Source organism: Nannocystis sp., from assembly GCF_016714285.1.
In the GTDB taxonomy this organism is placed as follows: domain Bacteria; phylum Myxococcota_A; class Polyangia; order Nannocystales; family Nannocystaceae; genus Nannocystis.
Window position 1 is genome coordinate 115176 of sequence record NZ_JADJNN010000009.1, and the last position, 23464, is coordinate 138639.

Consider the following 23464-nt stretch of genomic DNA (forward strand, 5'->3'; position numbering starts at 1 on the left):
TTCAGGGCTTGGCCCAGTACATGAGCAGGTCGGCGTGCTTGTTGACGAAGGCGGCCATGTCGGGGCCGAGCGAGTTGGTCTCCTCGTAGTGGTCGCCGTCGGCCTCGCCGACGTACGGGTTGTCCGCGGCCAGCTCGAAGTTGTACTGCGGGATGATGTAGCCGAGCTCGTCGTTGGCGAGGCCGATGATCCAGCGGTAGGTGCTGGTCATGCGGTCCTTGATGTACGGGCCCTTGGGCGCCTTGCTGACGTCCGGCGGGTTCGGGTTGTCGGCCTCGATCAGCGGCACGCCGGGCGCGTTGATCCGCGAGCCGTCGTAGCCGCCGACGGCGAGCTCGGGCAGCAGCTCGCCGGGCACCGTGAGCAGCTGGATCGGCCCGAGCTCGACCAGCGACATCTCGGTCTGGATCTCCTGCTCCATCGTGCGCTCATTGATGAAGACCTCGCGTTCGACGGTGCCGTTCTCGAACAGGAACTGGAACGACTTGTTGACCACCGGGACGCGGAAGATCTTGTGGATCACGCGCAGGTCGGGCGCCGGCACGTCGTCGGCGTTGGCGAGCGCGTCGAGGGCCATCTCGCCGAGCAGCTGGCCGATCGAGTCGGCCTTCTCGAAGCCGGCGCTCTGGAAGCTGTCGCCGTTGGGGTTGATCACGTTGACGCCGAGCGTGGTCATCATCCCGCCGACGGCGCCGTTCAGGTAGATCACCGGCCCGCCGACGCCCGGCACGCCCGGCGCGCTCTCCCACACCGAGCCGAGCTCGACGGTGCGCCGCAGCGCGTGCACGAAGTCCGAGGTGATGAGCAGGTTCTCGTCGGCGACGGTCTCGGGGTGGCAGCCGTAGTTGACGAGGGTGGCGATCGAGAGGCCGTCCTTGTCGAGCAGCTGCGCCGCGGACAGGAACTCGTCGACCACCCAGGGGTCGCGGTGGTCGCTGATCACGTTGGCGACCCCGTTGTCGTGGTAGGTCGAGATGTCGACCTCGCCGACCTTCATGCTCGCGACCTCGCGCATGTCCTTGAAGCTCGACTGCACCACCGAGACGACGGCGTTGCGCAGCTGGGTCCGGTACAGCGGGTCGTAGCCCGACACGAACAGCTCGGAGCCCCACAGGCCCATGGTGTCCGGGCCCTCGTGGGTGTGGGTCGCGTGGACGATGAGGTGGTCGACGTCGAGGTCCTGCTCGGCCAGCATCTGGCGCACCGCGAGCACGTCGCCGTTGAACCACCCGACCGCGTCGATCGCCACGATCGCCACGGTGGTGTTGCCCTTGCGCAGCACCGTGCCGCGCGCCCACAAGCCGTCGCCCTCGCCGACGCCCGGCAGCCCCACGCCCTCGCCGCGCACGCCCGCGGCCGGGCGCCCGTTGCCGAAGCCGGCCATCCACGCCGCGTGCAGCTTGCCGTCGCCCTCGCCCTCGTCGGGCCCGATGTAGCCCTCGTCGCCGGGGCACAGACGGTCGCAGCCGCAGTCGTGTAGCTCGTCGTTGCCCTTCTTGTATTCGAAGTTCATGTCGAGGTCGACCCAGGTCTCGAAGCAGTCGGGCACCGTCGGCAGCACCGCGGCGCCGGCCTCGAGCACGGCGCCCTCGTCGGCGTCGCACTTGCCCGACTTGTCGCCCGGACACTGCAGGTCGGGCGGCTCGGGCACGCCGCCGCCGGTCGTGTCGTCGCCGGTGGTCAGGGCCTCGCCGCTCTCGCTCGCGCTGCTGCTCATGACCCCGGTCACGCCGGTGGTGGTCGGGAGCTGCGACTCGGTGCTCGATCCGGTGGCGTCGGTGGCGCCGGGCTCACCGGTGCTGGTGCCGGCGCTGCCGGTGCCCGTGATCGGCGCGCCGCAGCCGACGATGAGACCAGCGAAACAGAGGCGTGGGAGGCAGAGGAGGGGCCGGGGGCGAGCGAAGGACATTTCCGCGCCACCATACTCCAGGCCCGGGCACGGGCGCCAGACCCCCGTGTTATGGTCCTTGCCGGCCTCGTTCCTGACCGCGTTCCTGACCGCGTTTTCCACCGCGTTTCCACCTCGGCTACTGCCCGCGACCCTCATGCCCGCGACCAGGCACTTCGGGAACACCCACACCGGCCGCGTCCGGGCCCACAACGAGGACGCGTTCCTTGCCGATGCAGGCCTCGGGCTGTTCGTCGTGTGCGACGGCGTCGGGGGCCGGGCCCGCGGTGAGATCGCCAGCCAGGAGACAGTGGAGTTCATCCACGACTGGGTCCGTTCGGACACCACTGACATCGAGATCGGCAAGACCCGCCCGCTCGAGCCGGCGAACGTGCAACGGCTCGGGGCGCTGGTCCGCGGGGCGATCCAGAACGCCTGTTACATGGTCCACAGCATGGGGGAGATGGACCCGGAGCGGCGCGGCATGTCGACCACCGCCTCGGTCGCGCTGGTCGCCGGCGGGGTGGCGATCATCGGCTGGGCCGGCGACTCGCGGGTCTACCTCGCTCACGGCCCGGAGATCACCCAGCTCACCGACGACCACACGCTGGTCAACTACCAGGTGAAGCAGGGCGTGCTCACGCCGGACCAGGCCCGCCACTCGCGGATGAAGCACGTCATCACCCGCGCGGTCGGCCACCGCGACTTCGTCGAGGTCGACATCCGCACGGTGCCGCTGCAGCCAGGCGACAAGCTGCTGCTCTGCTCCGACGGACTGCACGAGTACCTCGACGCCAGCCACACGCTGCAGGAGATGTTCGCGCTCGAGGTCCAGCAGGCCGCCCGCGAGGCGATCCGCCACGCCAACGAGCAGGGCGGCCGCGACAACATCACGGCGCTGTTCGTCGAGTACCTCGGGCCGGGCGCCACGCCCGTTGCGGCGCCCGCGAGCCGCGACGGGGCGGCCTGAGCTCCGCTCACTTCGCTTCGCGGGGGCCGCCGCGGGCACATGGGCGCGACGCTCGTTGCGGCGCCCGCGAGCCGCGGGGGCCAGCGCCTGAGCTCCGCTTACTTCACTTCGCGGCCGCGGGCACGGGCACGAACTTGGCCGCGTCGCCGGCGATCTCGAGGTACTCGCCGCCGCCGCTGGCGTCGCCGGAGATCGGTCCGATGCGCAGGAGCTTGCCGTCGCACATGCTCGCCTCGCTCTTCTCCGGGCCGCGAACGATCACCATGCGCTTGACCGCGAGGTCGGCGAGCACCGACTCGACCTCGCCGCAGAACGGCTCGTTGCCGCGGAGCTTGGGCGTGCGCGCGGGGCCGAGGTCCGAGAGCATGTTGGGCATCATCGCCTCCTCGCCGAGCATCCACTTCTTGCCCTCGCCGTTCATGATGTCGAGGCCGTACTTGACGTGCTCCTCGGTGACGCCGGCGTGGGCGAACACGCTGTCGCCGGCGATCAGGACCAGCTTCTGCTCGGCGAGCTTCTTGGCCATCGCGCCGCCCGCCGCGAAGGCCGTGGCGCGCCCGCGCTGGGCCGCGGGCAGGCCGTCGATGCGCGGGTCGTCGGCGGCCGGCTTCTCCTTGGCGTAGTCCTTGAAGCCCTGCGGGCTGACGCCATCGAAGTTCAGCGTGACGTTCAAGATCTCGTTGGCGCCGTTGATGCGGTAGAGCGCCCCGCCGGCGGTCGTGGCCTCGCCGGCCAGGCGGTCGAGCAAGTCGAGCACCGCGAGCTCCTCCTTGCCGCTGCCGAGCTGGTTGCCGAGCTGCACCACCACGAGGTCGCCGCCGCCCCAGTTGCCGGCGAGGTTCAGCGCCCCGGCGGCCGTCAGCGCGGAGCGTGCGGTGGCCAGGTTGCCGCCGAGCGGGCCGAGCACGACGACTTTGCCCTTCGGCGCCGCGACGCGGGCGTCCTCGGTGGCGCGGGCGCGCGGGCGCGCGGCCTTGGTGTCGGCCTTGGTGTCGGCCTTGGCGTCGGCCTTCGCGTCGGCCTTCGCGTCGGCCTTCGCGTCCGTCTTCTTGGCGTCCTTCGAGCCGCCGCCACAGGCGAGGCCGACGGTGCAGAGCAGTGCGAGGGTGCGAGGCAGGCGGGGGCTTGGCATGGCGGCATGATACACGCGGGGGCGGGCCAGGGGAGCAGTATGCCGCGACCTGACCATGCGCCCCGGCGCCGGGTCACGGACGCCGAAGGTGTTCCCGTGCCATGGCGTCAGGCTCACTGCGGGTCGGGCAGGAGCTCGGCGGCGAGGCGGAAGATGAGGAATTGGTGGTCCGGGTTGCCGCCGCCGCCGGGCCACAGGAACGGGCTCTTGGGCGGCTTGATGTTTGGCGGGTCCCAGTTGAACCACATCCAGTGGGCCTCGTTGGGCATGACGGCCTGGCATACCAGCGGGAACTCGTTGCCCGCCTTGGGGCCGCCCTCGTAGGGGGTGGTGTTGTCCTCGCCGAAGGCGACGGCGCCGTACTGGGTGCCGATGTCGTCGACCCAGCCGACGCTGGTGGTGTTGGGGTCGAGCTTGCCCTCGTTGCACTTGCCGATGAAGTCGTTGATCTGCGCGAGCGGGGGGCCGCCGTTGCCGGGCTGGTAGTCGAAGCCGGTGGCGCAGACCTGCCAGCCCTTGGTGCCGGTGAACACGTCCTCGCCGAAGCCGCCGCCGCCGCCCTTGCGGCGGAAGCGGGCCAGCACGCCCTGGGTGACCGCGGAGTCGGCCCAGGCGATGATGTAGAGCTGGGTGGTGCCGATCGTCTCGGCGTAGGGGATCACGTAGGTCTCGGGGCCCTCGCCGCAGTTGAAGATCTGGCCGGCGGTGACCGCCTCGACGCCGCCGTAGTACTTGGAGATGCTGTCGTCAGTGCCGTAGGCGAAGGCGTAGGCGTTGTCGGCGGTGATCACGACCTCGATGTCGCTCTCCACCGGGCCGCCGCTGCTCTCGGCGCCGCTGCTCGAGTCGGCGCTGGTGCTGCTGGTGCTGGTGTCGGCGCTGCTGGTGCTGGCGTCGCTCGTGGTGGTGGTGCCGGGGGTGTCGACGCCCTGGGTGGTGTCGCCGGTGTCGCTGGTGGCCGTGGCGGTGGCGGTGGTCGCGTCGCTGCTGCCGGTGCCGGCGGTGCCGGTGGTCGCGGTGACGCTGGTGTCGCTGCTCGTCGGTGTGGTGGTGGTCGGCGTGTCGCCGGTGCTCGGGGCGGTGGTCGACGGGCTGGTGGTCTCGGCGGTGGTGCCAGTGCTGGTGCCGCCGTCGCCGGAGCAGGCGGCCAGCAGCAGCGCGGCGGCGGTGAGGGTTCGCAGGGGAAGACAGTGCATCCGGCGATGATACGCCGTCGTCGGCGATCAGGCGGGGAGCAGCTGTTCGCGGAGGAAGGCGATGATACGCCGTCGCCGGCGATCAGGCGGGGAGCAGCTGTTCGCGGAGGAAGGCGAGGGTGCGATCGAGGGCGGCGCGGGTGGGCTGGCCGTGCTCGTCGATGAGGTGGTTGGTGAGCACGCTGTGGGGCGGGCGCGGGCCCTGCGGGTTGGCGAAGCGGCCGGGGATCTCGATGGTCTCGACCGCGGCGGCGAACTCGTGGCGCAGGCGCTCGAAGCGGGCGCCGGGGCACAGCGGGTCGTTGTCGAAGCGCATCGCCAGGATGCGGGCGCCGCGGCGATCGATCTGCTCGTGCGCCGCGGCGAGCTCGGCCGGGGACGCGTGCAGGCCGGCGCGCATGCGGGCGGTGAGCGGGACCGGCAGCGAGGGCTGCGAGAGCACCGCGGCGATCACCGGGGCGTTCAGCATCATCGCCAGGCCGAAGTTGCCGGTGATGCACATGCCGACCGCGCCGACGCCCGGGCCGCCGCACTCGCCGTGGGCGTGGCGGGCGAGGGCCCGCAGCCAGTCGACGATCGGGCTGCTGGCGTCGGCGGCGAGCAGGCGAAACTCGCGGCTGACGCACACGTGCGCGAAGGTGCGGGCGAGCGCGGCCGGTGACACCGGGCGCATCGGCGTGCCGAACAGCTGCGGCAGGTAGACGCGGAAGCCCGCGTCGGCGACCCGGGTGGCGAAGGCGGCGACCGCCGGCGTGATGCCGGGGACCTCGGTCATGACGATCACTGCGGGGCCCTGGCCGCGGAGGTAGACGGTGCGCTCCGTGCCGGCGAGGGTCAGGTGGGTGCTGGTGAAGCCCGGGACCTCGGCGTTCATCGGCGCAGTGTAACAGGCGCGCTCCGATGTCGACATGTCCTTTGGGTCAGGCCCACTCGTTGCCAGGGAGATCGCTTCGTGGAGCGCGCGCGGTGGAGCTACATGTCCTTTGGGATAGGTTCGACGGGGCAGGACCATCCGCTGAGCACGAGCGCGTCGCCGTCGCGGGTGAGGGGCGTGCGCAGCAGCTTGCTGCGGGCCTGCATGTGCTTGGCGATCTGGGTCGCCTGGGCGGCGGGTGCGGGCGCGGGGGTGAAGCCGGGGGCCTCGCCGAGCCAGACGGGGTGGAAGCTGGCGCGCTCGGGGCAGCGCTGGCCGGGCAGGTAGCGCACGCGCAGGACGCCGCTCTCGCGCGAGCGCTCGTCGGTGTTGGCGAACAGGAAGTTGCCGAGCGAGTAGGCGATGAGGCCGTGCTCGTGGCGCTCGAGGCCCTGGAGGACGTGGGGGTGGTGGCCGATGACGAGGTCGGCGCCGCCGGCGAGGAGTCGCCTGGCGGCGGCGCGCTGGGCGTGGTCGGGGCCCTCGCTGTACTCCTGACCCCAGTGCAGGAGCACGACGACGAGGTCGTGCGTGGCCCGGGCGGAGCGCACGGCGGGGAGCAGGCGGCGCGGCATCTCGCCGGTCTTGAACACGGCGAGGGCGGGGTCGCCGGGGGCGGGCGAGCGGTTCAGCCAGGTGGTCGCGGCGAGCAGCGCGACGCGCCAGCCGCCGCGCTCGAGGGTCGCGACCTGGACCACGTCGCCGGTCTTGCGCGCCTCGCCGACGGGCGTAAGGCCCAGCTCGCGCAGCACGGCGGGGGTCTGCTCGAGGCCGGCGGTGAGCAGGTCGAGGGCATGGTTGTTGGCGACGCCGAGCGCGGCGAAGCGGCCGACCAGGGCGCGCGCGGCCTGCTTGTCGGCGCCGAAGCGCGAGCCGATGTAGATCGGGCTGCGCTCGGGGCGGGTGTGCATCAGCGGGGTCTCGAGGTTGGCGATCGCGGCGTCGGCCTTGAGCAGGTCGGCGACCGCGGCGAAGGGGTCAGCGTCGGCGGCGAACAGCGGGGCGTAGGCGTCGAGGCGGTACTTGCCGAGGATGATGTCGCCGACGAACACCAGCTCGAGCGGGGTCGTCGGGGCCGGACGCTTGGCTGTCTGTGGGGACAGGTCGTCGGGCGCGGCTGTCTCCGGTTGCGGGTCAGCGGGTGCAGTGGCTGTCTTTTGGGACAGGTCGGAAGGGGCAGGTTGTGGGGTCAGCTCGGCGGGGGGCGCAGCGGGTGCGGGGGCCTGTGAGCTGACGCGGGGTGGCGGGAGGACGGCGCTCGCGGGTCCGGAGCAGGCGCCCGCGGCAGCGACGAGGCTGACGAGGGCGGCGCGGGCGAAGGGGCCGACGCGGCGTGCGGACATCGTGGGCGGAGGGTCGCACGGTCGTGGGCGCGAGGCGAGCGGGGGGCGTGGTAGCGTCGCGCGCGACGGAGGGACTCTCGATGCGCAGGACGGGCATTCAGATGGTCACGGTGCTGGCGATCGGCTGCGGTGGCGGCGGCGCGGGCGACACGGGTGAGGCCGCGAGCAGTGGTGCGGCGGCGTCGACGGCTGCGGCGACGTCGACCGGCGGGAGCACGGGCGAAGTTGCGCCGACCACTGGCGGCGACGCGAGCACCGGCGGCAGCACGGGCGGCGAGGTCCCTGCCTGCGGTGATGGTATGCCCGCAGATCCGCCGATCGAGTGGGACCCCGGGCAGCCGGACATCGCCGGGTGCAGCGTGCGCGGGCTGCGGGAGTACCGGGCGATCTTGCATCTGCACTCGCACCACTCGCACGACGCCTGTGACGGCGAGCCGCAGCCGGGCGGCGTGCCCGACGAGGCGTGTCTCAAGGACCTGCGCGACGCGCTGTGCGTGACCCGCATCGACCTCGCCTTCCTCACCGATCATCCGGCGTACGCGACCGACGCGACGCTCGAGCAGCTGCTGGTGATGCGCGGGGCGGACGAGCCGGTGATGGGCCCGGGCGGCACGCCGATCGCCAGCTGGCTGGTGTGTGACAGCGGGCACCGGGTGCTGGTGATGCCGGGGATCGAGAGCGGCGAGATGATGCCGATGGGGCTCGAGGCGCACGTGCCCGACGCGTACGGGGTGTCGTCGCCGGCGTCGTTCCAGCAGATCAAGGACGCCGGGGCGCTGGCCTGGGTGGCGCACACCGAGAGCCGTGACGTCGCCGAGCTGGCGACGCTCGGGCTCGACGGGCTCGAGTTCTATCAGCTGCACGCGAACCTCGATCCTGACATCCGCGAGCAGTACCTCGGGCTCGACCCTGGTGGCTTCGTGAGCGCGTCGGCGCCGTTCTTCCTCGGCGCGCAGAAGCTCCCGGTGCCGGACCTGGCCTCGCTCGGCTTTCTCGCGCCCAACGAGCCGTCGATGGTCGCGCTCGAGACCCTCGGGCAGAGTCTGCGCCTCACGATCTCCGCCGGCACCGACGCGCACCAGAACGTGTTCAAGACCAAGGCCTCCGACGGTGAGCGCATCGACTCGTACCGGCGGATGATCCGGTGGTTCAATAATCGCGTGCGGCTCGGCGGCGAGCTCACGCCGGCGGCGGCCAAGGCGGCGCTGCGGGCTGGCAGCAATCACATCGTGTTCGAGGCCTTCGGCAACCCGATCGACTTCGACTTCGTCGCGCGGCAGGGCGATGCGATCACGGAGATGGGCGCCGAGGTCACGCTGGGCGGCGGGCTGACCCTGGCGGCCGCGCTGCCGCGGCTCGACCCGCGCAGCCCGCAGGGCGAGGTGGCGCCGGGGCTCGAGGGTCGGCTGTATCGCGCGACGGGGGACGGGCGCGAGCTGCTGAAGTCGTGGAGCGAGGGGGCGATCGAGCTGGCGGCGCCGGGGCCGGGGGTGTACCGCGTCGAGGTGTGGATGACGCCGCGGCAGCTGGCGCCGTACCTCGGTGCAATCGCGGGTGACTACACCGAGACGGCGGTGCCGTGGATCTACAGCGGGGCGATCTTCGTCCGCTAGTCGCGTCGCACGGGCTGGCTGGGCTATCGTGGTGTGGAGGACGTCGGACGGGGCAGCTGGGCTCTCTTGGTGCGGAGGAGGTCGCACGGGGCCGGCTGGGCCCTCGGCGGCGCGGAGGCTGGGCCCTCGGCGGCGCGGAGGACGTCGCACGGGCCGGTGCGGTCCGGCTGGTCGCCCGCGCAGGCTCGAGAAGCCGGATGTCCGGAAGAGGTCTCGCCCTCAAACACGGCCTGACACACCGTCGCCGGGGTGATTCCCGGGTCTACGCCGGACTCGGTCGAGACCTCTTCCGGCCCTCCGGGGCCTCCGGCGGTGCGTCGAGCCTGCGCGGCCGCACCGCCCCGAGCCCGCACCGGCCCTGTGCGCGACGTCGTCCGAACGGCGTTGCGACCGGATGATCGTCGGGACGCGCCGCTGGGCACCGCGCAGCGAACCGCCGCCCGCGCGCGGGGCCGGGCGGCGCCGGCCCCCGCCCGGCCCCCCGCCCCTGCGGCCGGCCGCGGCCGGGCGGGCCGCGGGGGGGGGGCCCCGCGCCCGGCGCCGGCCCCCCCCGGCCCCGCGGCGGGGCCCCCGCCGGGGGGGGGGGCCCCCCCGGGGGCCCCCGGCCCCGGGGGCCGGGGGGGGGGCGATGGCCTCCGCGCGCTGGCCGGGCCGCGGGCAGCAGGTGCGCCAGAGAAAACAGCGCGCCCGGTCGTTGCCGACCGGGCGCGCTCGCTGTCCGAAAGGACAGTCCGCTCAGAAGTTGTAGGCGGGGTTCTCGGGGTCGAAGTCGGCGTCGACGAGGCCGACGTTGAGGCGGACATCCTCGAAGCCGTACTGCTCGAGCAGCTCGCCCTCGGCGTCCCAGATCGAGATCTGGGTCGGCATCTTGGTCTGCGTGTTGAAGCAGAGCTTGGCCCGCTCGGCGTAGTAGGGCGAGTAGTTGCGGGCCGGGGTGATGGCCTCGAGGCAGCGGCTGCGGGCGCCGTGCACGATCGACTCGCCGTGGTCGATGTACTGCACGCCGTCCTGCGGGCGGACGGCGCTGAGGCGGGCGTCGCGGACCATCAGGCGGATGACCTCGCCGAAGCCGACGTTCGTGATCGGGTGCCGGTTGCCGCGCATGGCGAGGCTGGCGTCGGGGCGCAGGTTGACGGTGACATCCGGGAAGGAGCCCTGGTGGGCCCGGATCTTGTCGTCGTTCCAGCCGCGGACGAACAGCACCTCGCGGCTCTCGAAGTCACCGGCGGTCCAGTGCAGGTACACGTCGAAGGGCTTGCGGAACTTGAGCTCGATCGTCTCCTTCGGGAGCAGGCGGCCCTTGACGCGCTCCTGCTTGTAGAAGGTCGCGGTGTAGTCCTGCACCGCGGCGTAGGCCCGCTCCATGGCGTAGACCTGCTCGCGCAGCGCGGTGCCGTCGGCCAGGGCGACGGGCTGCGCGACGGGCTGCGCAACTTCTTGGGCCGCGACCGGCGTCGACGCGAGGATCGACACGAGGAAAAGCGGAGCCCACCGCACGGAGCGGAGTGAAGACAGAAACATGGCGCGGAGCTTGTGCATAAACCCTCCGGGAGTCAAACGAGGCGTGACGGCGAGATGCGTGCGCCACGTCGGGGGGCGACGGGGACACGCGGCGAACTCGAGCCCTGTCAACCGGGGCACGAGGGGCCCCAAAGACGGGGCGCGGCGGGCCGTATTCACGGCCGCGGCTGCATCAACGCAGCGCGCGGAGAATAGCTCCACCGCGTGGTCTGAAGCGGAGCAGGCGCGAGGCGACAGCAGTTATGTTCGAGTGAGCGAGGCTGCTCCGCTGTGATTACTTGGTAAGCACTGTCACGATCGGACCGCGAGCCGTGACCTGGGCGCGATGAAAACCACGCGGCCCCGGCGATGAGCTGCGGTGTTTGGCGCTGGGCTTGACGCTCGCGGCCAGGCGTGGCTCCGCGGCGATCGTGCGCATGAGGACTCCGTCCGTCGCGATCTCGCCGACCGCCTCGCGGCGATCGTTCGCGTGAGGACTCCGCGTCGCCTCGATCTCGCGGACCGCCTCGCGGCGAGCGTGAGGACTCCTTGTCGCGGGGCGACGCGACCCGTCAGCGGACCTCGAGGCGGGCGCCGTTGCTGCGGCCGTAGACCTCGGGCATGTACATCGCCTCGGCGACGGCGGGCGGGAAGTTGAAGCCGCCGCGGCTGGTCGAGCGGAGGTCGACGGTGTGGTGGTGGGTGCCGGGAGGGAGGTCGTCGGCGAACACGACGACGCGGTCGGGTCGCTGCTCCTCGTGCGAGACCCACCAGCCGCGGCCGCCACCGCCGAGGACGGCGGCGCCGCGGCCCTTGCCGAGCGTGCGTGACACGCCCTCGAGGCCGGCGGGGAGCGGGAGGTCGAGGACGACGTAGCGGACGCGGGTCTCGCTGGTGATCGTGATGTCCATGGCGATCGGCTCGCCGGCGGGGACGGTGGTGGTCGCGCTGCCGCTGCTGGTGCGGAGGCTGCGGGTGACGACGAAGCCCTGGTTGCGCGCGGGCAGGTCGGCCTGCGCGGGGGCCCACTCGGCGCCGAGGCGGTAGTAGAGGCGGCCCTGGCCCTGACGCTGGAGGATGACGGGGAGCAGCTGCTCGCCGGGGGTTTTGGGGAGGCTGAGGATCTTGGCCATCGAGATTTCGCCGGTCTTGGCGGCGAGCTCGCGACCGGTGAACTTGGCGTCGAGGACGTTGGCGCCGGCGACCCAGGCGCGGGCGCGGAAGTCGGGGAGCTCGGCCTCGTAGACGCGGGCGTAGTCGGCGAGGGCGACCAGGGCGTAGGCGTTCTCCTGGGTGTTGCGCCACGCGCCGCCGAGGCGCCGCTCGAGCAGGCCGCGGGCCAGCTTCACCACGATCGGGTGATCGGGTTGCACGCGCAGCAGGGCCATCAATGTGATCGCGTCGCTGCGGCCGTCGGAGGCGAAGAACTCGTCGAGCTCGTAGCTGCCGCCCTCGCCGGTGTGGGCGGTGGCCTGCAGCTCGCGGATGTTGCCGAGCAGCTCGGAGGCGAGGCCGCGGACGGCGGGGCCCTGGGGGTCGCCGCGGTGCATGGCCATCAGCAGGAAGGCGCGGGCGAACAGCGGCAGGCGCTGGCGCAGGGTGTAGAGCGCGGCGGCCTGCTCGCTGACGTTGCGGCCGGCGTCGGCGAGGACGTGGAGGCCGATGGCGACGCGGACGCCGTCGGAGTAGCCCCAGTCGACGGGGGTGGTGGCGAGCTCGAGCTTGTCGATGCGGCGGGCGAGGTCGTCGAGGGCGCGGGTGAGGGCGAGCTCGGGGACGGGGTGGCCGCCTTGCTTGGCGAGCTGGAGCACCCAGGTGGCGTAGGCGGAGGCGTAGACGTGGACCTGCTGGCCGCCGGGCCAGTAGGCGAAGCCGCCGCTGTCGGTCTGCATCGACAGGATGCGCTCGACGCCGCTGCGCATGTACTCCTTGGTGTCGGGGATGCCGAGCGGGTAGTCGCGGCCGAGAGCGCCGAGCACGGTGATCGGGAGCAGGCGCGACGAGGTCTGCTCGACGCAGCCGTAGGGGTACTGGACGAGCGCGTGGACGGCGTCCTCGAGGCCGCCGAGGAGGGTGGAGGTGGTGGCGATCGTGACGCCGCCGTGGCCGGGCAGGACGCCGGTGGGGATCTTGATCGGGATGGCGATGGCCTGGTCGTCGGTGACGGTGCCGTAGGCGGCGACGCGCTCGGTGAGGGTGCGCTCGGCGGCGACGGGCAGGGGCAGGCGCAGGCCGTCGGTGATCGGCTTGCCGCCGCCGCTCGGGGTCAACGCGGCCTGCAGCTCGAACTCGGGGGCGCCGGGGCCGAGCGCGTTGATCGCGAAGGTGAGGCGGGCCTGGTCGCCGTCGGCGACCTCGGCGCTGGCGCTGGCGGGTGAGCTGAGCTTCAGGACATGTCCCTCGGTACCTGGCTTTTCGACCACCTTGGCGGTGACGCTGAGGCGACCGGCGCTGCCGGTGTTGTTCTGGACGATCGCCGCCAGCTCGGCGGTGTCGCCGGGGCGCAGCTGGCGGGGCAGGGCGGCGCGCAGGACCAGCGGGGCGGTGACGACGGTGCGGGTGTCGTTCTTGCCGAAGCGGCCGGGCGAGACGCCGTCGACGAGGCGGGCGGAGGCGACGGCGGTGATGCGGAAGGTGGTGAGGTTGTCGGGGAGCTTGGCCTTGACGCGGGCCTCGCCGCTGGCGTCGACGGCGAGGTCGGCGAGGAACACGGGGGTGGTCTCGAAGCGGCTGCGTGCGGGGGGCGGGCCGATGGCGGCGCCGGAGCGGCCGCTCATGCCACCGCCGGCGCCGCGGCCGTAGCCGGTGCCTGAGCCGCTGCCGCTGAGGCTGCCGTAGGGGGAGAACCACGGGTCGTCGGGGACGACGAAGTAGGGGTAGAGGATGCGGCTGTAGTCGTCGCGGGCGCTGAGCTCGGCGTCGCGGCGGGGGATGAAGTCGGGGAGGAGGTCGGGGATCTCGTGCGCGGTGAGGTCGAGGACTGCCTCGTCGACGGCCCACAGGGCGACGCGGGCGCTGCTCGGGCGGTCCTGCTCGTCGCTCACGCGCACGGCGAGTTCGACCTGCTGACCGGGGCTGGCCTTGGCGGGCGCGTCGACGGCGACCTTGAGGCGGCGGTGGGCGAAGTCCTGGCGGACCTGGGCGCTGGCGCGTTCGACCTCGGGCTGGCGGTGGTTGGGTCCAGGCGGCTGGATGACGCTGGCCTGGAAGTACACGCCGGGGGTCCAGGTGTCGTCGACGGTGAACTTGAAGATGTGCTCCTTGTCGGTGAGCACGACGGGGTAGGTGTCACGGATGCCGCCGCGGGCGACCACGAGGTTGCCGCGGGCGCCGGGCCAGGGGCCGCGCACGGCGACCTCGAGGGTGTCGCCGGGGCGCAGCTCCTGCTTGTCGGTGAGGACCTCGAGGCGATCGATCGGTCGGCTGCGCCAGCTGATGTCGCGGTAGGGGTTCTTCGGGTAGACGTGGAAGTTGGTGACGGTGTGGGCGACGCGGGTGCTGCCGGCTTCGCTGGCGTGGACGCGAAGCTCGTAGTTTCCCTCTTTTAGCGGGGGTAGCGGGCAGCTCGGGTCGGCGCCTTCGGCCGGGAGGTCCTGCTTGCAGAGCCCCAGCTTCTCGCTGCGCTCGACCCAGCGGTCGAACACCTGCTTGCCGCCCTCGGTCTTGTAGCTGCGCTCGGTCCAGCTGCGGGTGATCTGCAGCTCGGCGCCGGGGACAGCGACGCGCGGGCCGGCGACGGCGACGGCGCGCATGGGCACCTTGAGGCCCTGCTCGCCGGCCTGGTGGTAGCCGCGTGGGGCGGCGAGGGCGAGGTAGAAGGCGGCGGGGTGGACGGCGAAGCCGGCCTCGGCGCCGATGCCCTGCATCGAGGCGTCCTGGACCTCGACGCTGGCGGTGCAGCGGGCGGGGTAGCGCGGCTGGTCGAGGTTGTTGCCGAGCTGGATCTCGCGGTGGCCGGTGCGCTGCACGCTCCCGGTCGGGATGCCCTCGATCACGCGCGGGCCGTTGCTGCGGTAGCGGACGTTGTGCGGGGGCGGCTCGCCGACGCTCCAGATGTCCTCGAGGCCAGGTGGACGGTAGCGCTGGTAGTCGCAGTCGAGGCGCCGGCTGAGGCGCTGGATCTGGACCGGGCCGCCGAAATAGTAGCTGGCGTGGACGTCGACCGCGACCAACTCGCCGGCGAGGATGTCAGGGCGGCGCGCGCTGGCCTCGACGGTGAACTCGGGGACGCGGTAGTCCTCGACCTTGACGTTCGCGGTGACGCTGGTGCCCGCGAGCTCGGCGATGACGCTGTAGCCGCCGAGCGCGGCCTCGGCGGGCACGGGCAGCTCGGCCCAGAACTTACCCTCGGCGGTGGTGCGGGTCGCGTGGGTGGCGACGACCTTGGAGAAGGGGTCCTTGAGGGTGAAGACGACCGGGGTGCCGGCCTTGAGGCGGCCGAGGTTGCTGCGCGCGAAGGGGGTGTCGACGGCGGACCAGCCGACGACGCGGACTTTTTCGCCGGGGCGGTAGACGCCGCGTTCGCTGACGACGCGGGCGATGAGGCGCTCGCCGGGGCGCAGCGGGGTGGGCTTGTCGGCGTCGCGGGCGGAGAGGTCGCGGAGGTAGGGGGCGACGATGTCGAGGTGGGCGTGGTCGTCGTGGGCGGGGTCGACGACGGTGAGGCGGAGCGCCTGGGTGCCGGTGGGGACGCGGCTGGGCGTATTGGGGTAGTTGCGGTCGCGGGCTGGGAGCAGCGAGGCGGGGAGGGCGAGCAGGCCGTCGCGGTCGGTGGCGCCGAGGCTGAGGAGCTTGCCGCTGGTGTTCGGGTCGGGGCGGTAGATCGTGGCCCCGGAGACCGGCGCGCCGTCGGAGAGGCGCAGCACCTGCACGCTCGAGGCGGGCAGCGAGACGGTGGCGACGGGGCCGAGGTCGGTGAGGCGAAACAGGCCGCGGACGAGATCAGGGGAGGTCGTGCTTGCTGCCGGCGGGGGTCAGCTCGCTGGCGCTGACCTCGACGAGCACGGGGCGGCGGGCGTTGCCGGAGAGGTCGGCGAGGTCGAGGGAGAGCGAGGACCAGTCGGCCTTGCCGGTGGGCGTGAGGGTGTAGCTGCGCTCGACGACGCGGCCGGGGAAGCCGACGGCCATGATCGCGGTGGTGTCGCCGTCGAGCGGGAGCTTCTGGATCTCCTCGTCGGAGAGGACGCCGAGGCGCACGCGCACGGCCTTGACGTGGCGCGACTCGACGCCGATGGTCTGCGGCTCGCCGACGCGGAGGATGCCGGAGGCGCCAGAGAGGCCGATGGTCGGGCGGGCGGCGATGCGGGCCTCGCGGGTCGCGCCGCCGGCGATGCTCTGGCCGTAGATGTCGCGCACGCTGGCCGGGATGTGGACCGCGTAGGTGGTCTCGGGGACGAACTGGCCCTCGATGACGATCTCGTGGCCGCCCTCGCCCCAATTGTCGTAGCTGTTGATCTGCAGGAACTTGGGCTTGGGGGTGACGCTGATCTTGCGCAGCTGCGACTCCTCGATCGGGTTGCGCAGGCGCAGCGTGATCGGCTCGAGGCCGCAGGGGTCATCGACGGGGCAGCCCATGCGCACGATCGACTGGGCGCTGTAGGTGCGAAACACCATCGACCACGGGGTGTCGAGCGGGAGCGGGCCGGCCTCGCTGCGCAGGCCGGGGGTCACGGAGAGCACGACCTCGCTGCTGCCGGGCCAGAGGTTGCGGGCCTGCACGGCGACCAGGTGGCGGTCGTCCTCGCGGTCGTAGCCGTGGAAGCGCTCGCGCTCGGCCTTGCTCGGCTTGCGCACGCGGACCGGCACGGGCTTGCCGGGGAGCTTGCTACCGGCGCGGCCGATCGGTCGCGCGAGCGCCTGGATGTGGGCCTGGGCCTCCTTGATCGCGACCGGGTTGTCGAACTCGACGAGCACGACGCTGTCGCGGCGGTGGACCTCGCCCTCGCTGCCGTCGGCGGGGTCGTCGACCTCGTCGACGATCGGCTGCGAGGCGGGCTCGGAGCGGACCACCGTGGGCCGCGGGGTCTCGAAGCTCCACGTGAGCGGGCGATCGAAGCGTTGACCGCTGAGCGCGACGACGCCGCCGGCGAAGCGCACGGTGTACGTTTGACACTCGGCGGGGCTCGAATTGGGGGCGTAGACGAGGAGGTCGGGGGACTTCCAGTAGGCGCTGCCGGGCAGCGGGGGATCGATCGTGAAGAGCTTGTCCAGGCCGGTGCGGTCGGCGAGCTCGAGGGCGACGACGGGCTGGTTGAAGCGGACGTGGATCTCGCCGGTGCCCTCGCTGCGGCCGGAGGGGCCGTAGTCGAGGACGTCGAGCGGGCGGGCCGGGCCGGGCTTGGGCGGCGCGCCGGGGCCGACCGCGGCGGGGTCGAAGGTCGCGAGGGAATGGATGTCGGTCGGTGCGTTCGGGTCGTCGGGCCGCGCTGGCTTGCTCGGGCCGTGACAGGCGGGCAAGGCGAGGGCGCCGAGCAGCATGGCGAGCACGCGGGGGGCTGTGACGACGAGAGAGCGGGACATACGGACTCCGGAGCATGCCTGGCGCGGTGGAACCGGGGCGGGGCAGGGACCACGCGCGGCCGCGAAAGTTGCCCGCGGTGGACAGGCACCGGGGCGATCGGCGAAGCTCCCGGCGCGTGCTGCCTCGCGAACGCTCGGGGAGATCCGTGGCCTGGTTGTGGGCCATCGCGGTCGGGGCGACGCTGACGTGGGCTCCGCTGGCGCGGGCCAATCCGCCCGCGCCGACGGGTCCGCCGCGGCCGCCGTCTCCGCTGGCGCCGGCGGGTGAGCGCGAGGCGATGGCCGAGCGACCGCTCGGGGCGGGCAGCTACAAGCCCGGCAACGGGGTGACGCTGCACTCGCAGGACGGCCGCTTCGCGCTGAACTTCGCGATGTGGGCGCAGCTGCTGTTCACCGGGCGGCACGAGCAGACGCCGGTGAGCGGCGCGGCGGCGCGGACGGCGAGCCTCGAGCTGCGGCGGGCGCGGGTGGTGCTGCAGGGGCACGCGTTCACGCCGCACCTCAAGTACTACGCGCACCTGATGTTCGCGCCGAAGGACCTCGGCTTCAAGGACGGGGCGCCGACGCGGGCACCGATCTTCCAGTGGTACGCGACGCTGACGCGGCTGGCGAACGCGCAGCTGCAGGCGGGCTTCTTCTTCGTGGCCTACGCGCGCCAGCGCATGGCCCCGCTGCCGCGGCTGCAGTTCGCCGACAACTCGACGGCGAGCTACGAGTTCACGCTCGACCAGGACATGGGCCTGCAGGTGGCGTCGCCGGATATCGCGGGGCTCGGGCTGCTGCGCTACTACGCGGGCGTGTTCATGGGCGACGGCTACGACTGGTACAAGGCCGGCGACTTCGGGTTCACCTACATGGGCCGGGTCGAGCTGCTGCCGCTGGGGATGTTCGAGGATTTTAACGAGCCGGACTTCGAGCGGCTGACGCGGCCGAAGCTGAGTTTGGGGGCGGCGTATGCATACAGCGACCGCGACCACCGCACGCGGGCGATCGCGGGGACGAGCTTCGTCGACGGCGGGACGATGTCCGCGCATAATTTCACGGCCGATATGAGCTTCAAGCTGGCCGGGTTCTCCGTGCTGGCCGATGCGTACTGGCGCCGCGGCTGGCGGCAGTCGGGCGGGCTGCGCGACGAGGAGGGGCTGCCCTTATCGGTGCAGGCGGCCCGCAACGGCTTCGGGTGGACGGCGCAGATGGGCATCTTCGTGCCGCGCACGCGCCTCGAGGCGTCGGCGCGCAACGCCGGGGTGCGGCCGCCGATCGTCGGCGCGAGCAGCCTGGCGCGGCTCGATGAGGTCGGGGCGGGGCTCAATTATTACTTCTTTCGCCACGCGGTGAAGCTGCAGACGGACTATATCCATACCTGGGGGCCGGCGCTGCCGACCGGGCGTGGGGATCAGGTGCGGGTGCAGCTGCAGCTGATGTTCTGAGCGCGGGCGAGCTGTGGACATTCGGCCGATGGTCTGATGTTCTGAGTGTGGGTATTCGTTATCCGCGGCGGCGCTGGTTCGGGTGGTGCGTGCTGGCGCCGGTGGCGTTGCCTCGCTGGTGGCCGGCGTCGGCGGGGAACAGGGCCTGGTGGCCGTGGCGCTCGCGGATCGCCGAGAGCGCGGCCTGGATGGCGGCGTTCTGGGCGGCGCTTTTCGCGGGTGCGGTGGTGGGGCCGGGCGTGGCGAGGAGGTCGAGCTGTTGTGGGGTGGTGGTCGTGGCGTCGCGTGGGGAGAAGTCGGCGACGCCGATGCCGGTGAGGCGGAAGCTGCGGCCGTCGGTCTCGACGGCGTCGAGCAGGCGGCAGGCGGCGTCGTAGAGCTCGCGCGCGGAGTCGCTGGGCCGCGAAAGCGTGCACTGGCGGGTCTCGGTGATGAAGTGGCGGTCGCGGATCTTGAGGTGGATAACGCGGGCGCGCAGGGCCTCGGCGACCAGGCGGTCGGCGACGCGGGTGGCCTGGGCGAGCAGGCGGCGGCGCAGCTCGGGGACGCCGACGAGGTCGTCGGCGTAGGTGTCCTCGCTGCTGATCGACTTCGCGGCGCGGTCGGGGATCACGGCGCGCTCGTCGATCGCGTGGCTGAGGCGGTGGAGGTGGAGGCCGTGGGCGCCGAAGTGGCGCTGCAGCTCGGCCTCGCCGAGGCTGCGCAGGTCGCCGACGCTGTGCACGCCGCGGCGCTCGAGCTTCTCCTGGGTGCGCGGGCCGACGCCCCACAGGGCGGCGATCGGGAGGGTGGTGAGGAACTCGAGCTCAGTGCCGGCGGGGATCTCGGTGAGGCCGTTTGGTTTGTTCATGCCGCTGGCGATCTTGGCGAGGAACTTCACGCGCGAGATGCCGACCGAGCAGGTGAGCTGCGTTTCTGCGTGGACGGCGGCGCGGATCGTCTCGGCGGCGGGCGCGGGTGGCCCCACAGGCGTCCGGTGCCGCCGAGGTCGAGGAAGGCCCGTCGATCGAGAGGCCCTCGACCAGCGGCGTGAAGCGCTCGAAGATAGCGAAGACCTGGCGCGAGACTCGGTGTAGGCGTCGTGGCGCGGGGCGATCACGACGGCGTGCGGGCACAGGCGCAGGGGCCTGGCCGGTCGGCTGGGCGGAGCGACAGCCGAAGCGGCGCGCCTCGTAGCTGGCGGCACAGATCACGCCGCGGCGTCCGCCGCCGGCGACGAGCACCGGTTGACCGCGCAGCTCGGGTCGGTCGCGGATCTCGACCGAGGCGAAGAACGCGTCCATGTCGACGTGCAGGATGGTGGGCTGCGCAGACATTCAGTGCGGCGCAGCATAACGCCGCGGAGGGCGTCCGGGGGGCGGTATTTCAGGCCGCGTCGCCGGTGCCCTGGGGCTCGTCGGGCAACTTGTAGTCCTTGAGCTGCTGGCGCAGGAGCAGCTTGGAGACCTTGCCCGTGGCGGTGTGGGGCAGGGCGTCGACGAAGACGACGGCGTCGGGGCGCCACCAGCGGGGGACCTGGGCGGCGACGTGGTCGATGAGCTCGGTGGGTTCGAGCTCGGCGCCGGGGCGGAGGACGATGACGAGGAGGGGGCGCTCGAACCAACGGGGGTGGGCGACGCCGATGACGGCGGCCTCGGCGACGGCGGGGTGGCCCATGGCGAGGTGCTCGAGCGTGATCGAGGAGATCCATTCGCCGCCGGACTTGATGACGTCCTTCGAGCGGTCGGTGATCTGCATGAAGCCGGCGGGGTCGAGGGTGGCGACGTCGCCGGTGCTAAACCAGCCCTGTGGATGATGGGTGGGAGATTCGCCCTCCTGCTTATAATAGGCGCTGCAGACCCAGGGGCCGCGGATCTGGAGGTCGCCCGAGACCTCGCCGGTCTCGGGGAGGACGGTGCCGGCGTCGTCGACGATGCGGAGCTCGACGCCGAAGGCGGGGCGGCCCTGCTTGCGCTGGACGGCGACCTGCTGGTCCTTGGGCCATTGCTTCATCGCCGGGGTGAGCGAGCAGAAGCTGCCGAGCGGGCTGGTCTCGGTCATGCCCCAGGCGTGGCGCAACTCGACGCCGTACTGGTCCTGGAATGTGCGAATCATGGCCTCGGGCGCGGCCGAGCCGCCGACGATGACGCGCTTCAGGGTGGAGAAGCGCTTGCCGTGCTGCTGCATATAATTGAGCAGCATCATCCATACGGTCGGGACGCCGGCGGTCATGGTGACGCGCTCTGACTCGAGCAATTCGTAGACGCTCTCGCCGTCGAGCTTGGGGCCGGGGAGCACGAGGCGGGTGCCGGTCATGGCGGCGGCGTAGGGGATGCCCCAAGCGTTGACGTGGAACATCGGCACGACGGGGAGCACGGTCTCGTGCTCCCCGAGGTTGAAGAGGTCCGGGAGGGCGATGGCGAAGGAGTGGAGGAGGGTCGAGCGGTGGCTGTAGAGCACGCCCTTGGGCTCGCCGGTGGTGCCGGAGGTGTAGCAGAGGGACGAGGCGGTGTTCTCGTCGAAGCTCGGCCAGGCGAAGCTCTGCGGGTGCTCGGCGAGCAGATCTTCGTAGGCGAGGAGATCGGGGTCGGCGGGCAGGTGGGCGCGGTCGCTGAGGACGATCACCTTGCGCAGGGCGGGGCAGTTCGGGCCGAGGCGGGCGAGGTGGGGGACGAAGCTGAGGTCGACGAAGAGCAGGACGTCGCCCGCGTGGTTGAGGATGTAGCAGAGCTGCTCGGGCGCGAGGCGGGGGTTCAGCGTGTGACACACGGCGCCGATGCCGGAGACGGCGAAGTAGACCTCGACGTGGCGGCTGGTGTTCCACGCGAGGGTGGCGACGCGGTCGCCGGGCTGCACGCCGAGGGCGACGAGGGCCCCGGCGAGCTGCTGGGCGCGTACGTGCAGCTCGCGGTAATTGGTGCGGTGGATCGGGCCCTCGACGCTGCGGGTCACCAGCTCCTGATCGCCGAACACGCGGGCGGCGTGGCGGATCAATGAGGAGATGAGGAGGGGAGAGTCGTGCATCAGGCCGCGCATGCCGGGACGCTAGGAGGGTCGCGGGCAAAGGTCAATCGCGGTCGGTCGCGGTGGTCGCCGCGGTGGTTGTGTGGGGCGCGCGGCTGTGCGAGATTCGCGGCGTGCCGGGCTTTCACGTCGTGGGTGGGTGCGAGTCGCGGCGGCTTCGTTGACGCTGGCGGGCTGCCGCGGACAGGGGACACGAACTCCGACAGGGGCCCCGACACAGGCGCCTACGCTGAGCGAGGCGCGGCTGTTCGCGGCGCCGGGCGGGGCGGCGCAGGGAGTGCCGCAGCTGCTGTCGGCGATGGCCGCGAGCGATGTGGTGCTGATCGGCGAGCTGCACGAGCACCCGCTCGGGCTCGGGCTGGCGGCGACGCTGTTCGAGCAGCTGCTGGCGAGCCCGGCGGGCGAGAAGGCGGCGCTCAGCCTCGAGAGCCTGACGCGCGATCAGCAGGGAGTGGTCGATGCATACCTGCGCGGGGAGACCAGCGAGGCCGTGTTTCGAAAGGCGGCGCAGCTCGAGGGCGATCACAGCTATCCGCCGGGTCATCGCCGGATGATCGAGGCGGCGAAGCGAAAGGGCCGGCCGGTGATCGCGGCGAACACGGCGCGGGCGCTGGTCAAGCGGGCGCGGCTCGAGGGGCTGGAGCCGCCGCGAGCGCTGCCGTCGGAGCAGCAGGCGTGGGTCGACAATGCCGGCGGCGCTGACGGAGGGGCATATCGTGAGGGCTTCCTGGCGCTGATGGGCGGGCACGGCGGGGTCGATGCGGCGACGATGGAGGGCTTCTTCCGGGCCCAGAACGTGGGGACGCGACGATGGCGGGGTCGATCGTGCGGGCGCTGACGGCCGGGCTGCGGCCAGTGGTGCAGGTGGTCGGAGCTTCACGTCGACGGGGCGGGCGGGCTGTATCAGCGGGTCCGGCGAAGGCGCCGGAGGCGAAGGTGTGGCGGATGTCGATGGTGGCCGAGGCGGCGGAGCAGCTGCGGGCGGAGGATAGCGAGCGCGGGGACGTGGTGGCGTATGTGGGGGGGGCGGGATAAGGCCCAAGCTGGCGACGTGACGAAGCGACGCACGATCTGGACGATCATCCCCGGGACCCGCGCGCGCCAGGCCTACAGCCGATCCACGCGCGACGGCGTGGCGATCCTGTGCGTACGCCTCTCGGGTTATGCCGATAACCGCAGCGTCTGGCGCATCACCGAGGCCCTCGACGCCCTCGCCTGTTCGCTCACCGACCTCCCTGACGTCGCCACGCTCGACGTGACCGAATTCAGCAACGCCGAGGGCGACGAGTCCTCGACCCTGACCAGCGTCTTCTCTGGGCTCCCCTGCTGCTGGATCTCCCGGGCATGGGACCAGCAGCGCGACGGTCTGCGCTGGGACCTGCCGCCCTCCGGGCAGATGGCCGCAAGCGCCGACGAGGCGAGCGCACGGGTCGCCTCCTGGCGCCGCGCCGGCGGCTTCTCGCTCGCCCTCGACGCCGCCGCCAGCACGCGCACCTGGCGATGGACCGAGCGCGGCCTTCTCGTCACCAACGTCTGGCGAGGGGCGCCCGGCACCGAGGACCTGTGGCAGCAAAACCGCCTCGTCGAACGCACCGTCCACACCCCGCGAACTGTGCACATTCACTGGCCCGTCCCCGACCGCACCGGTGTCACCCACGAGGCTCTGCGTCGCCAGGCGCGAATCGTCGTCGCCGACGGTCGCATCATCGAGGCCGACTTCGCCGCCTGGAGCACCGGCCGCCCCCTCCCGCCTGACTGGTTCGCCCACATCGCCGACCTCGCCGACCTCGAAACACTCAATCTCCGCGACACGGCCGCCCGCGAGCCCGACATCCTCGCCGCCGTGCAGGCCCTCCCCGCCCTGCACACCCTCGAGGTCGAACCCGAAGCCCTCGGCCCCGCGGCACGCGCCCAGCTCCGCAGCGAGCGCCCCGGGCTCACGCTGCGCTGAGCAGCT

At 72.3% G+C, this 23464-nt stretch carries 15 protein-coding genes and 1 pseudogene; 5 read left to right on the plus strand and 11 right to left on the minus strand.

Going from position 1 to position 23464, the window contains the following annotated elements:
• Position 1: 1 nt before the first annotated feature.
• Positions 2-1909 carry a hypothetical protein gene (locus IPJ59_RS17220; RefSeq protein WP_293272528.1) on the minus strand — a complete coding sequence of 636 codons (1908 nt, stop codon included), beginning with the start codon at positions 1907-1909 and terminating at the stop codon, positions 2-4.
• Positions 1910-2045: 136 nt separating this feature from the next.
• Here IPJ59_RS17220 and IPJ59_RS17225 point away from each other — a divergent pair, with 136 nt between their 5' ends.
• Positions 2046-2858, plus strand: coding sequence for a PP2C family protein-serine/threonine phosphatase (locus tag IPJ59_RS17225; protein WP_293272529.1), 813 nt, complete (start codon positions 2046-2048; stop codon positions 2856-2858).
• Between the two features lie 103 nt (positions 2859-2961).
• Here the strand turns inward: IPJ59_RS17225 and IPJ59_RS17230 are convergent, their stop codons facing one another.
• The 4 genes from IPJ59_RS17230 to IPJ59_RS17245 form a co-directional block, all read right to left on the minus strand.
• On the minus strand, positions 2962-3990 hold the full coding sequence (locus tag IPJ59_RS17230) for a metallophosphoesterase family protein (protein ID WP_293272530.1): 1029 nt from the start codon (positions 3988-3990) through the stop codon (positions 2962-2964).
• A 113-nt stretch (positions 3991-4103) separates the two neighbouring features.
• On the minus strand, positions 4104-5186 hold the full coding sequence (locus tag IPJ59_RS17235) for a hypothetical protein (RefSeq protein WP_293272531.1): 1083 nt from the start codon (positions 5184-5186) through the stop codon (positions 4104-4106).
• Positions 5187-5268: 82 nt separating this feature from the next.
• On the minus strand, positions 5269-6060 hold the full coding sequence (locus IPJ59_RS17240; RefSeq protein WP_293272532.1) for a dienelactone hydrolase family protein: 792 nt from the start codon (positions 6058-6060) through the stop codon (positions 5269-5271).
• Between the two features lie 98 nt (positions 6061-6158).
• The gene (locus IPJ59_RS17245) at positions 6159-7442 is read right to left on the minus strand and encodes a CapA family protein (RefSeq protein ID WP_293272533.1); all 1284 of its coding nucleotides are present in this window, start codon (positions 7440-7442) and stop codon (positions 6159-6161) included.
• A gap of 80 nt (positions 7443-7522) precedes the next feature.
• Here IPJ59_RS17245 and IPJ59_RS17250 point away from each other — a divergent pair, with 80 nt between their 5' ends.
• Positions 7523-9055 (plus strand): PHP domain-containing protein, encoded by a 1533-nt coding sequence (locus IPJ59_RS17250; protein ID WP_293272534.1) that lies wholly within the window; start codon positions 7523-7525, stop codon positions 9053-9055.
• A gap of 735 nt (positions 9056-9790) precedes the next feature.
• On the opposite strand, the gene IPJ59_RS17255 is transcribed toward IPJ59_RS17250, so the two are convergent.
• From IPJ59_RS17255 to IPJ59_RS17265, 3 genes are all read right to left on the minus strand, one after another.
• Entirely contained in the window at positions 9791-10528 is a 738-nt protein-coding gene (locus tag IPJ59_RS17255) for a DUF1571 domain-containing protein (protein WP_293272535.1), read from the minus strand.
• Positions 10529-11127: 599 nt separating this feature from the next.
• Positions 11128-15426 carry an alpha-2-macroglobulin family protein gene (locus IPJ59_RS17260; protein WP_293272536.1) on the minus strand — a complete coding sequence of 1433 codons (4299 nt, stop codon included), beginning with the start codon at positions 15424-15426 and terminating at the stop codon, positions 11128-11130.
• A gap of 70 nt (positions 15427-15496) precedes the next feature.
• Positions 15497-17074 (minus strand): Ig-like domain-containing domain, encoded by a 1578-nt coding sequence (locus IPJ59_RS17265; protein ID WP_293272537.1) that lies wholly within the window; start codon positions 17072-17074, stop codon positions 15497-15499.
• Between the two features lie 116 nt (positions 17075-17190).
• Between IPJ59_RS17265 and IPJ59_RS17270 the strand changes: the two genes are divergently transcribed.
• The gene (locus tag IPJ59_RS17270) at positions 17191-18504 is read left to right on the plus strand and encodes a porin family protein (protein ID WP_293272538.1); all 1314 of its coding nucleotides are present in this window, start codon (positions 17191-17193) and stop codon (positions 18502-18504) included.
• Between the two features lie 58 nt (positions 18505-18562).
• Here IPJ59_RS17270 and IPJ59_RS17275 read toward each other — a convergent pair whose 3' ends face one another.
• The 3 genes and pseudogenes from IPJ59_RS17275 to IPJ59_RS17280 all read right to left on the minus strand — a co-directional run bounded on the left by IPJ59_RS17275 (position 18563) and on the right by IPJ59_RS17280 (position 21507).
• The gene (locus tag IPJ59_RS17275) at positions 18563-19603 is read right to left on the minus strand and encodes a Y-family DNA polymerase (protein ID WP_366524612.1); all 1041 of its coding nucleotides are present in this window, start codon (positions 19601-19603) and stop codon (positions 18563-18565) included.
• Positions 19518-19820: pseudogene (locus IPJ59_RS37865) on the minus strand (Y-family DNA polymerase); the annotation flags it as partial. The gene IPJ59_RS17275 and the pseudogene IPJ59_RS37865, both read right to left, overlap by 86 nt.
• 49 nt (positions 19821-19869) lie before the next feature.
• Positions 19870-21507 (minus strand): 3-(methylthio)propionyl-CoA ligase, encoded by a 1638-nt coding sequence (locus IPJ59_RS17280; protein ID WP_293272540.1) that lies wholly within the window; start codon positions 21505-21507, stop codon positions 19870-19872.
• Positions 21508-21805: 298 nt separating this feature from the next.
• Here IPJ59_RS17280 and IPJ59_RS17285 point away from each other — a divergent pair, with 298 nt between their 5' ends.
• Entirely contained in the window at positions 21806-22345 is a 540-nt protein-coding gene (locus IPJ59_RS17285) for a ChaN family lipoprotein (protein WP_293272541.1), read from the plus strand.
• A gap of 213 nt (positions 22346-22558) precedes the next feature.
• The gene (locus IPJ59_RS17290; RefSeq protein WP_293272542.1) at positions 22559-23458 is read left to right on the plus strand and encodes a hypothetical protein; all 900 of its coding nucleotides are present in this window, start codon (positions 22559-22561) and stop codon (positions 23456-23458) included.
• The last annotated feature ends 6 nt before the right edge of the window (positions 23459-23464 follow it).